Origin of the sequence: Marinobacter nitratireducens (genome assembly GCF_000708045.1) — a bacterium.
Classification (GTDB): Bacteria; Pseudomonadota; Gammaproteobacteria; order Pseudomonadales; family Oleiphilaceae; genus Marinobacter; species Marinobacter nitratireducens.
In genome coordinates, this window is sequence record NZ_ANIE01000002.1 from 138,113 (window position 1) to 149,193 (window position 11,081).

At 56.3% G+C, this 11,081-nt stretch carries 9 protein-coding genes; 6 read left to right on the forward strand and 3 right to left on the reverse strand.

All coding sequences use genetic code 11. The features are described from left to right. Window positions 1-37 precede the first annotated feature (37 nt). Window positions 38-811 carry an enoyl-CoA hydratase gene (locus D777_RS01520; protein ID WP_036128106.1) on the reverse strand — a complete coding sequence of 258 codons (774 nt, stop codon included), beginning with the start codon at window positions 809-811 and terminating at the stop codon, window positions 38-40. 186 nt (window positions 812-997) lie between these two features. On the opposite strand from D777_RS01520, the gene D777_RS01525 reads away from it, so the two are divergent. After that, entirely contained in the window at window positions 998-2,512 is a 1,515-nt protein-coding gene (locus D777_RS01525) for a fumarate hydratase (RefSeq protein WP_036128108.1), read from the forward strand. Window positions 2,513-2,575: 63 nt separating this feature from the next. On the opposite strand, the gene D777_RS01530 is transcribed toward D777_RS01525, so the two are convergent. Beyond that, a complete protein-coding gene (locus D777_RS01530) occupies window positions 2,576-4,030 on the reverse strand; it encodes a protein adenylyltransferase SelO (protein ID WP_036128110.1) in 1,455 nt (484 codons plus the stop codon). A 77-nt stretch (window positions 4,031-4,107) separates the two neighbouring features. Here D777_RS01530 and D777_RS01535 point away from each other — a divergent pair, with 77 nt between their 5' ends. The 5 genes from D777_RS01535 (at window position 4,108) to D777_RS01555 (ending at window position 9,866) form a co-directional block, all read left to right on the forward strand. Further along, window positions 4,108-5,049 carry a hypothetical protein gene (locus tag D777_RS01535; RefSeq protein ID WP_036128113.1) on the forward strand — a complete coding sequence of 314 codons (942 nt, stop codon included), beginning with the start codon at window positions 4,108-4,110 and terminating at the stop codon, window positions 5,047-5,049. Window positions 5,050-5,061: 12 nt separating this feature from the next. Further along, window positions 5,062-5,865 (forward strand): HAD-IIB family hydrolase, encoded by an 804-nt coding sequence (locus D777_RS01540; protein ID WP_036128116.1) that lies wholly within the window; start codon window positions 5,062-5,064, stop codon window positions 5,863-5,865. Between the two features lie 21 nt (window positions 5,866-5,886). Beyond that, complete coding sequence (locus D777_RS01545; RefSeq protein WP_036128119.1) at window positions 5,887-7,110, forward strand: glycosyltransferase family protein; 1,224 nt, start codon at window positions 5,887-5,889, stop codon at window positions 7,108-7,110. Next, window positions 7,107-8,837, forward strand: a complete 1,731-nt coding sequence (locus D777_RS01550) for a sugar phosphorylase (protein WP_036128122.1) — start codon at window positions 7,107-7,109, stop codon at window positions 8,835-8,837. Before D777_RS01545 ends, D777_RS01550 begins: the two co-directional genes overlap by 4 nt. A 63-nt stretch (window positions 8,838-8,900) precedes the next feature. Further along, window positions 8,901-9,866, forward strand: a complete 966-nt coding sequence (locus D777_RS01555; protein WP_036128253.1) for an NAD(P)H-quinone oxidoreductase — start codon at window positions 8,901-8,903, stop codon at window positions 9,864-9,866. Between the two features lie 28 nt (window positions 9,867-9,894). Here D777_RS01555 and D777_RS01560 read toward each other — a convergent pair whose 3' ends face one another. Further along, complete coding sequence (locus D777_RS01560; protein ID WP_036128124.1) at window positions 9,895-10,920, reverse strand: NADP-dependent oxidoreductase; 1,026 nt, start codon at window positions 10,918-10,920, stop codon at window positions 9,895-9,897. Between the last annotated feature and the right edge of the window lie 161 nt (window positions 10,921-11,081).

The following is an 11,081-nucleotide window of genomic DNA, read 5'->3' on the forward strand; positions in this document are numbered from 1 at the left end:
AATAGTTGGAAGTGAGTACTTTGTCGAGCGACAACGATCACTCAAAACGGGAGTAATCCGGGGCTCTTTTTGCCATGAAGGCCTGGAACGCTTCAGCCGCCTCGGGAGACTTCAGTCGTTCAGCAAACAGGGCTCCTTCTGCGAGCATGGTTGCTTGCAGTGTCTCGGTGTTCGGACGGTTGAGCAGGGCCTTGGTCGCGCGCGTGGCGGCGGGCGGCTGGGCGGCCAGTTGCCGGCAGGCTTCGTTTGCCTGCTGTTCGGTTTCACTGGCGTCGCAGATCCGGTTGATGAGGCCCAGCCGGTAGGCGTCTTCGGCACTGAACGCTTTGCCCAGCATCAGTAACTCGGCTGCCCTTACGCGTCCAAGCCAGGATGGCAGCAAGAGGCTGGATCCACCTTCCGGGCACAGACCAAGGTTCGCGAAAGGCATTTGGAAACGGGCGTTATCGCCTGCGAAAACCATGTCGCAGTGCAGGAGCATCGTTGTCCCTATGCCCACGGCCGGGCCGTTGACAGCTGCTACCACGGGTTTGGTCGCTGTGGCGAGTAGCAGCAGGAAACGGCCAACGGGCGTTTCCTCGAACGCACCGGGCAGGCCCTTTGCGAAGTCCCCGAGATCGTTGCCAGCGGTAAAGCATTCGCTGCTGCCGGTAAACAGTACGCATCGAATGGCCGGCTCGTTAAGGGCTCTTTCCAGTGCATCGCCCAGTGCCGTGTACATATCATGGGTCAATGCATTCTTACGCTCAGGGCGTTCGATTCGTGCGGTAAGTATGTGGTCTTCAAAGGTTGTGAGGATCGAGTCAGTCACGTTAGCTCCCGTCTGTTTTTGTCGTTTGTGTAGGATGATACCTTTTTTTGGTCCCGGTTTTCACAATCCCGCCATTGGCGAGTTCGCCTTCCGTCGGATCACGCGCGGGCCGGTTTTTCTGGTAAACTTCCGCCACCCGATTTTGCCGACGGCACGATATAACGATATCCAGATGATGAGGGGCCTATGACCACCGTAATCCGCCAGGACGATTTGATTGAAAGCGTAGCGGACGCGCTGCAGTTCATTTCCTACTACCACCCGAAAGATTTTATCCAGGCTGTTTACGAGGCCTATCAGAGAGAAGAATCCCAGGCTGCGAAAGACGCCATGGCCCAGATCCTGATCAATTCACGGATGTGTGCCCAGGGCCACCGTCCGATCTGTCAGGATACCGGCATCGTGACGGTATTCGTGAACATCGGTATGGATGTGAAGTTTGAGTGTGACCAGCCGCTGGATGACGTGATCAACGAAGGTGTTCGCCGTGCCTACACTCATCCGGACAACGTTCTGCGTGCCTCTGTCCTGGCTGATCCGGATGGCAAGCGCCAGAACACCAAGGACAACACACCGGCCATTATCCATTACAAGATGGTGCCTGGTAATACCGTAGAAGTGCATGTGGCGGCCAAAGGCGGCGGCTCTGAAGCCAAATCCAAGTTCGCCATGCTGAACCCGTCCGATTCCGTGGTGGACTGGGTACTGAAGATGGTTCCGCAGATGGGCGCCGGTTGGTGTCCGCCGGGTATGCTGGGTATTGGTATCGGTGGCACTGCCGAGAAGGCGATGGAGCTGGCGAAAGAGTCTCTGCTGGATCCGATCGATATCCATGATCTGCAGGATCGTGGTGCTTCCAGCCGGGCAGAAGAACTGCGTCTGGAGCTGTTCGAGAAGGTAAACGAACTGGGTATTGGTGCCCAGGGCCTGGGCGGCCTGACCACCGTTCTGGATGTAAAGGTCAAGGACTACCCGACTCACGCAGCCAACAAGCCGGTTGCGATTATCCCGAACTGTGCCGCTACTCGCCACGCACACTTTACTCTGGACGGCACTGGCCCCTCCCTGCAGACACCGCCGAGCCTGGACGACTGGCCGGAAATCACCTGGGAAGTGGGTGAAAACGTGCGTCGCGTGAATCTGGACACCGTCACCCCGGAAGATGTGAAAGACTGGCAGCCGGGTGAAACCGTTCTGTTATCGGGCAAGATGCTCACTGGTCGCGATGCTGCCCACAAGAAGATGGTGGACATGATCGAGAACGGCGAAGAACTGCCGGTCGATCTGAAAGGCCGTTTCATCTACTACGTGGGCCCGGTTGATCCTGTTCGTGAAGAGGTGGTTGGACCCGCTGGCCCGACAACGGCGACCCGCATGGACAAGTTCACCAACACCATGCTGGAAAAGACCGGCCTGACCGGCATGATCGGTAAGGCCGAGCGTGGTCAGGTGGCTATTGATGCGATCAAGGAGCACGGCGCGGTTTACCTGATGGCCGTTGGCGGCGCTGCCTATCTGGTGTCCAAGGCAATCAAGGACGCCAAGGTTGTCGCCTTTGAAGAACTCGGGATGGAAGCGATCTACGAGTTTGAAGTGGAAGACATGCCGGTAACGGTTGCCGTGGACTCACGTGGCAGTTCTGTGCACCAGACTGGTCCGGTCGAGTGGCACGACAAGATCATTGCTGCCAAGGCGGTGTGATCTGCGTGTCGCGTAACGCGCATTAAAAAAAGGGGCAGGTTTAAACCTGCCCCTTTTTGTTTGTCAGCTAGAGCAGCTGATATTCAGATGCTTGCCCCAGTCGGGCGGCAGTGCTGCGTACTCTTCGTTTTCAGGCTGCTCCTCGAATGGTTTCTCCAGCACTTTAATCAGCTTTTTCATGGGTTCGTAATCCCCATTCTGGGCTTCGAGAATAACCTGCTGGGCCAGATAGTTCCTCAGGATGTACTTCGGGTTGACCCCGCGCATGGCGTACTCACGCTCGTCGTGGGCCCTGTCTTCCTTCTGTAGACGTTCCTCATAACGGCCGAGCCAGGCATCGGCCACGCTTCGATCGACAAACAGATCTCTCACTGGCGCGTGTCCATGGGACCAGAGGTTGGAAATCCCTCTGAAGAAGCGGGTGTAGTCCACATGGTGTTCATGGAGCATGCTGAAGGTTTCCATGATCAGGCTATGGTCGCCTTCGTCTTCCCGGGCGAGGCCGAGCTTGTCCCTCATGTTCTGTAAAAACCGTTCGTTGTAGGCCGTTTCATAGCGCCGTAAACTTTTTCGAACCGAATCCTCATCCATGATGGGCAGTAACGCCGAGGCCAGGTACTGGCAGTTGGTAAAGCCGACCTGGGGTTGGCGATTGTAGGCGTACCGACCCTCATGGTCCGAGTGGTTGCAGATAAAGCCAGCATCAAAATCATCGAGAAAGGCGTAGGGGCCGTAATCAAAGGTATCCCCGATGATGGACATGTTGTCGCTGTTCATCACGCCATGGCAGAAACCGACGGCCTGCCAGTCTGCCACCAGTCGGGCTGTTCGCTGAACCACCTCCTCTAGCCACCGACGAGAGCGCTCGTCTTCGGGGAGTTCGATCAGATGCGGGAAGTGCAGAGCGATCACGTGCTCAAGCAGGTTTTTTACTGCCTCCGGCCCTTCATGGTGTGCGGCGAATTCGAAATGCCCGAAACGGATATGGCTATGGGCCACCCGGACCAGCGTCGCCGCTGTTTCGATGGACTCCCGGCGGACCGGATCCGTTGCGCTGATCATGAAGAGCGCACGGGTGGTCGGAATCCCCAGTCCATGCATGGCTTCGCTGCAAAGGTACTCCCGAATCGTGGAGCGCAGCACGGCACGGCCATCACCAAAGCGGGAGTAGGGCGTGGTGCCTGCCCCCTTGAGGTGCCAGTCCCAGCGCTGGCCATTCGGGCCAACGGTTTCCCAGAGCAGGAGCCCCCGGCCATCTCCCAGTTCCGGGTTATAGACGCCGAACTGATGGCCCGTGTATTTCATGGCCACGGGGTCCATGCCTTCAAGCAGTTCGCGGCCCGCTCCGACAGCAGTCCAGTCTTCCTCGGAGGATGCCGAGAACCCCATGTCTTCGGCGAGTTTGTGGTTAAAACAGACCATCTTTGCGCCGGAGAGCGGTTTGGGCTGCACGCGAGTGTAGAAGCTGTCCGGGAGCTCCAGATAACGGTGTTCCACTCGAAAACCGTTGTTACCCATAAACGCCTATACTCCCTTCTGGTATGAATTCTGCTCAGTTAATTCACTAAACGATGTCTGACATCAGGAACCATAACGTGCCCGAACGACAACTGAAAAACACAGTTGCCTCCCTGATCGAGGCGGAAGGTCTTCCAGAACAGTACGAACAGACGGTGGAACAGGTCATTCTGCCGCTGGTGAATCATATTCTTGACCTCCATGATACGGAAAAACGGCCCATTGTTGTGGGTATTCATGGCGCCCAGGGAACGGGTAAGTCCACGCTGACCCTGTTCCTGAGAGAAATCCTGTCCCATCACTACCATTGCCCAACCGCCAGTTTCTCCCTCGACGATATCTACCGCACGCGAGCCGAGCGGCAGGCACTTTCTGAAGAGGTTCATCCGCTCTTCCTGACGCGCGGCGTTCCGGGCACCCATGACGTCAAGCTTGGTGAAGCCGTGGTTGAGCGCCTCACGTCTGCCACGGACGGGGATGAAACACCGGTGCCGGCCTTTGATAAAGCATTGGATGACCGCAAACCCGAGGCTGAGTGGCCTCGCTTTTCGGGGCGCGCCGAAGTGGTTCTGGTTGAGGGATGGTGCCAGGGAGCCCGCCCGGAGACAGATGAACAGGCATTACTCACCCCAATCAATACGCTCGAATCCGAGGAAGACCCGCAGGGGGTCTGGCGGCGATATGTAAACGACTGCCTGAAAGGGGACTACGCCCGCTTTTTTGCACGGATGGACACCCTGATCATGCTGAAAGCGCCATCAATGGACAGTGTTCTTGAATGGCGCACTCTTCAGGAGCACAAGCTTGCAGCCAAATACGGAGGCGCACCAAATGAGTGCGATCAGGCGGAGAGGGCGTCGGGTTTGCGCATAATGAGCGATGCCGAAGTCATTCGCTTCATCATGCACTACGAACGAGTCACCCGTTCCTGTCTCGACGAGATGCCGGGCAGGGCGGACGTGCTTATTGAGGTAGCTGAAGACCACTCTCTCGGGCTGCCGCACTTCCACAACGGCTAAAAGGATACGCCTATGCCACGCCCTCATTTACTGTTCATTTCCGATCTCGATGGCACCTTGCTGGATCATCGGGATTACAGTTGGAAGGCCGCAACGCCAGCGCTGGAAAAGCTCCGGAGTGCGGGTATTCCGCTGATCCTGAATTCCAGTAAGACGGCGGCGGAAATACGCAAGGTGAGGGCAGAGCTTGGCAATACCGATCCTTTTATTGTCGAAAATGGTGCAGCGGTCGTCATCCCGGCCGGCACTTTTGGCAACTCTGACGAATCCGTGGTGAATTTTGGGGCGCCAAGACGTCAGGTCCTGGACGTGCTCACGGGCTTGAGGAAGGGCGGAGCCAGTTTTCGGGGCTTTGAGGATATGACTGCCGAGGAGTTGGCGGAGTATTCCGGGTTATCGCATGAGCAAGCCGAACTTGCCAGGCAACGCCTTGGCACCGAACCGCTGCTCTGGGAGGGTTCGGACGAGGAACTTGCGAAATTTGAGGCTGCCCTGGCGGCAGCGGACCTACGCCTGGTTCAGGGCGGTCGCTTTTTTCATGCCATGGGCATCTTCGATAAGGCGGATGGGGCCCGTTTCTTGCTGGAGAAATATCAGGAGCGCTATGGAAACGAACCGTTGGTTGCCATCGCACTGGGAGACAGCCCCAATGATCAGCAAATGCTGGAGTCGGCTGACATCCCGGTGGTGATCCGGGGAGTGAACAGCGAGAACGTGCAGTTGCCGTCGGCCAAACACGCCATGCGCTCTCTGAAACCCGGCCCTGAGGGTTGGAACGAGTGTGTACTCAACCTCCTGTTTGAGTACGGCTACTAGCACTGAAAATAGGAGAGCCCCATGGGCGACTTTTATCAGAATGGCATTATCACCACCCTCCACAATCTGGTTCGCCGTCCGGTTGAAGACCTGGAAGCGGATTTGCTGGAGTTCCGGAAATCGCGGCCAATGTCATTGGTGCTTCCCTCCCTCTACTCAGAGCTCGAAGGGCCAGCGTTAAAGAACATTGTCCACGAGCTTGGGAAGGTTCCCTATCTCGATCAGATTGTTATTGGTCTGGATCGTGCCAATGAAGAGCAGTATCGCCACGCTCTGGAGTATTTCTCAGAGTTGCCGCAGAACTTCAAAGTGCTCTGGAATGATGGGCCAAGACTGCGGGCCATTGACCTGCTTCTTCGTGAGCAGGGCCTGGCGCCAACGGAAATGGGTAAGGGACGAAACGTCTGGTATTGCTTCGGTTACGTGCTGGCATCGGGCGTGGGCAAATCTGTTGCGCTCCATGACTGCGATATCCTCACCTACTCACGGGATCTGGTTGCTCGACTGATTTACCCGGTTGCCAATCCCGGCTTCAATTACATGTTCTGTAAGGGCTACTACGCCCGGGTGGCTGACAGCAAAATGAATGGCCGGGTCAGCCGTCTTCTGGTGACACCGCTGATCCGCGCGCTCAAAAAAGTGTGCGGCCCCAACGATTTTCTGGATTACCTCGATAGTTACCGTTACCCGCTGGCGGGCGAATTTTCATTCCGGACCGATGTCATCAATGACCTTCGGATTCCCAGCGACTGGGGGCTTGAGATCGGCGTGCTCTCGGAAATGAAGCGCAACTACGCCACCAACCGGCTATGCCAGGTGGACATCGCCGACGTTTATGACCATAAGCATCAGGATTTGTCACCGGAAGATGCCAGCCGTGGGCTGTCCAAAATGAGTATGGATATCGCCAAGGCGCTCTTCCGCAAGCTGGCCACGAATGGCGAGGTGTTCTCGACGGAAACGTTCCGGACCATCAAGGCCACCTATTTCCGTATTGCCCTCGATTTTGTTGAGACTTACCAGAACGATGCGGTCATCAACGGCCTGAACTTTGATCGGCACAAAGAGGAGAAAGCCGTGGAGCTGTTCGCCCAGAATGTGATGCGTGCCGGATCGTATTTTCTGGATAACCCGATGGATACGCCTTTCATCCCGAGCTGGAACCGGGTGACCAGCGCGATTCCGGATATCAAAGAGCAGCTGCTGGAAGCCGTCGAACTGGACAATCAGGAGTTTCGGCCATGAACCACCAGCTGAAAACCAAACTGGTTTCCATGCTTGAGGTGGTTTACCCGTCGCTGGATTGCGACTTTCTGTCCGATCAACTGCTTTCCACCATGGGGTTGTCTCCGGATCAGGCCCCGCCGCCTGCGCATCAGAACAACTGGGATGAATCAGATATTGTACTGATCACCTACGCCGACTCTGTGCAAAAGGACGGGCAGAAGCCGTTGGTCACGCTTCACCAGTTTCTCGAGGACTGTTTGTCGGAGACGGTGTCTTGCGTTCACATACTTCCGTTCTTTCCATTCAGTTCGGACGATGGGTTTGCGGTGATGGACTATCTCGCCGTCAACGAATCGCACGGAAACTGGGAAGATGTCGAAGCCATTGCCAGCGACTTCAAGCTGATGGCGGATCTGGTCATCAACCACATGTCCTCCCGCAGTCGCTGGTTTGATAACTTCAAAAAGCGGGTGGATCCGGGCAAGGACTACTTCTTCGAGGGCAACCCGCGGGATGATCTGAGCGCGGTCGTTCGTCCCAGAACCTCGCCCTTGCTGACTGCCGTTCAGACAGAGGATGGCGAACGCCATGTTTGGTGCACATTCAGTGAGGATCAGGTCGATCTGAATTTTGCCAACCCCAAAGTGTTGATCGAATTTGCCGGAATCATCCGTGAGTATCTGGAGCGGGGCGTGATTATCTTCCGGCTGGATGCTGTCGCGTTTCTCTGGAAGGAGCCGGGCACTCCGTCGATCCACCTGCAGCAGACTCACGAACTGATCAAAATTCTGCGCCTGTTGATTGAGCACCACAGCCCGGATGCCGTCATCATTACCGAGACGAATGTGCCCAACCGTGAGAACCTGACCTATTTCGGCAACGCCAACGAAGCCCATGTGATTTACAACTTCTCGTTGCCGCCCCTGCTGATCAATACGCTGGTTACCGGGGATTGCCGTCACCTGAAAACCTGGCTGATGAGCATGCCGCCGGCCCAGATGGGAACGACCTATCTGAACTTCATCGCATCCCACGATGGCGTCGGTATGCGGCCGACTGATGGATTGTTGAGTGAGGACGAGAAGCAGCGACTGATCAACACCATGGATTCATTTGGTGGGAAGGTGTCCTACCGGCGCACGGCTGATGGCAGAGACCAGCCATACGAAATCAATATCGCGCTTTATGATGCCCTGAAAGGAACCGTCGAATCCGGAGCCGACCACTGGCAATTACAGCGGTTTATCTGTGCTCACACCGTGATGCTGGCGTTGGAGGGTATACCTGCGTTCTACATTCACAGTCTTCTGGGCACTGAAAATGATCTGGAACGGGTTGAGAACACCGGGCGACTGCGCTCGATCAACCGTAGCCAATGGCAGATCGATACGCTCGAAGAAACCCTGGATAACCCGTTGAGTCATCACAGTAAGGTGTTTCACGAGCTGAAGCGTTTGATTGCCATTCGCCGCAAGCAGCCGGCGTTTCATCCCAATGCGACGCAGTTTACCTTGCACCTGGGGCTTCAGGTATTCGGTTTCTGGCGCCAGAGTATGCGACGCGATCAGTCGGTTTTCTGCATCCACAACATCAGCAATGAAGTCCAGCAGATTGCGCTCAGTGATATCAACCTGATTGGAACGGAGCACTGGGTCGACTTGATCTCGGGCATGACGATTGATGATCTGTCTGGTTCCATCACGTTGAAGCCGTATCAGAGTGTCTGGTTAACAAACAGGAATTAATGACATCTGAGAGAAAACATCGGTATGCTTTGATTTACTGTGAAATATCGGAAATCAGGCATGATGAAAGCAATCAAGGTGAACGGTGACTCCCTGAGCTGGGAGACTTGTGACGATTTTGGCGAACTGCCATCGGATCACCTGGAAATCGATGTTGTCTGGACGGCAGTCAACCGAGCGGATCTGATGCAGAGGGCGGGCATGTATGCGCCGCCGCCCGGTGCTTCAAACATACTTGGCCTGGAAGTCAGTGGCCGGGTGGCTGCCGTTGGTGACGCGGTGAGTGGATTCGAGATCGGCGACGAGGTGTGCGCCTTGCTGACGGGTGGCGGCTACGCAACAAAAGTGGTTGTGCCTGCGGCGCAGGTGCTCCCGATTCCGAAAGGGTATTCCCTGGAAAAGGCGGCTGCGGTTCCCGAAGTGTTCGCCACGGCGTGGTTGAATCTGTACGAAGAGGCCCGCCTTAAACCCGGTGAAAAGGTCTTGTTGCACGCTGCAGCCAGTGGCCTGGGTACCGCGGTGATTCAGTTGGCGACGGCGTTCGGCAACCCGGTGTTTGCTACCGCAGGTGATGATGCGAAGCTGGAGATCTGCCGCAAGCTTGGCGCCAGCGGTGTCTGGAACCGAAAAGAAGGCTCCTTCATCGATGCGGTGAAAGCCTGGGGTGGTGTAGACATGATCCTGGATCCTGTTGGCGGCAATTACATCGCGGATGACCAGAAGGTTCTCAATGCCGATGGCCGTATCGTACTCATCGGCCTGCTGGGTGGGCGGTATGCGGAAGTGGATCTTGGCGTCATGCTGGTCAAAGGCCACCGGCTGATTGGCTCGACCTTGCGTTCACGCTCTGTCGACGACAAGGCGCGAGTGCTGCAGGCGCTGTACCGCAACGTGTGGCCGTTGTTGTCTGCAGGCCAGATAGAGCCACTGATCGACAGTAACTGGCCGATCGAGAAAGCGGCGGAAGCAATGGATTATGTCGCGGCGAACAAAAACATCGGAAAGGTTCTGCTTCAAATCGCAGAATAACCTTTCCGATGCGAGCAGCGGCGAGCGGTTAGTCTGCGATATGAACCAACTGCTTGCCGAAGTTCTTGCCCTTGAGCATTCCCTTGAACGCCTCAACCGCGTTCTCCAGACCTTCTGCGACCGTTTCCCGGTACTTCAGCTCGCCCGAAGCAATCCGGGTAGCCAGGGTTTCAGTGATTTCCTGGTGTTTGTCCTGCCACTCGGTCACGAGGAAGAACCGGTGCTCTGGCACGGGGTCCAGGGCTTTCAGAACATGAAATGGGGTCTCAACGCTCGCCATATCAGTCGCGTTATAAGCGGAAACATACCCGCAGATGGGCACGCGAGCGCCATTATTCAGTAGTGGCGCCACAGCCCGGGTGACGGCGCCCCCGACGTTTTCAAAGTAAATGTCGATACCATCCGGACACGCGGCCTTCAGATCGGCTTCCAGGTTCCCCGCTTTGTAGTCGACGCAGGCATCGAAGCCGAGTTCGTTCACCACATAGCTGCATTTCTCCGGCCCGCCGGCAACGCCCACAACCCGGCAGCCTTCCGATTTTGCTGTCTGGCCAACGACCGTGCCTACGGGGCCAGAGGCGGCTGAAACCACGACCGTTTCACCGGCTTTGGGTTTGCCCACGTACATGAGTCCGCAATAGCCGGTTCGGCCGGGCATCCCCGCAACACCGAGATAGGTCTGCAAGGGCACATTGTCTTTTTGGTGGATTTTGTAAACCATCGGGGCATCGGCCGGGAAAGTTACGTATTCCTGCCAACCGGAGTAGCAGGTTACCAGATCACCCACCTTCAGTTTCTCGGAGCGAGACTCCACAACGCGGGCGACGCTCTCGCCAACGATGGGATCGTCAATGGCGACCGGGTCCATGTAGCCCTTTGCATCGTTCAGGCGTGGGCGCATGTAAGGATCCAGCGAGAGCCAGAGTACCTGGGCAACGACCTCACCCTCGTTGGGCGCCCGCACCGGGCGTTCTTCCAGCACCAGATCGCCGTCCTGAATTTCACCCTGTGGGCGCTTCTTGAGTACGACGGCTCGGTTTTTGTATTCGCTCACAATCAATCTCCGGTTGCGTAATGAAACCAGATTAGGGTGAAGGAGATTAGACCTGCGGTCAACCTCTTCTGATGCCTGTCGCCAGTCACGGGGTTTCATTCTCAATGGCGATGGTTATAATCTGAGCCGTGCTCAGGAAGAGCCGAACGAACCATTTTCTT

Excerpts from the sequence above, each read along its gene's own strand:
- D777_RS01525 (WP_036128108.1), top strand. The coding sequence starts at position 998 with ATGACCACCGTAATCCGCCAGGACGATTTGATTGAAAGCGTAGCGGAC.
- D777_RS01530 (WP_036128110.1), bottom strand. The coding sequence starts at position 4,030 with ATGGGTAACAACGGTTTTCGAGTGGAACACCGTTATCTGGAGCTCCCG.
- D777_RS01540 (WP_036128116.1), top strand. The coding sequence starts at position 5,062 with ATGCCACGCCCTCATTTACTGTTCATTTCCGATCTCGATGGCACCTTG.
- D777_RS01545 (WP_036128119.1), top strand. The coding sequence starts at position 5,887 with ATGGGCGACTTTTATCAGAATGGCATTATCACCACCCTCCACAATCTG.
- D777_RS01550 (WP_036128122.1), top strand. The coding sequence starts at position 7,107 with ATGAACCACCAGCTGAAAACCAAACTGGTTTCCATGCTTGAGGTGGTT.
- D777_RS01555 (WP_036128253.1), top strand. The coding sequence starts at position 8,901 with ATGAAAGCAATCAAGGTGAACGGTGACTCCCTGAGCTGGGAGACTTGT.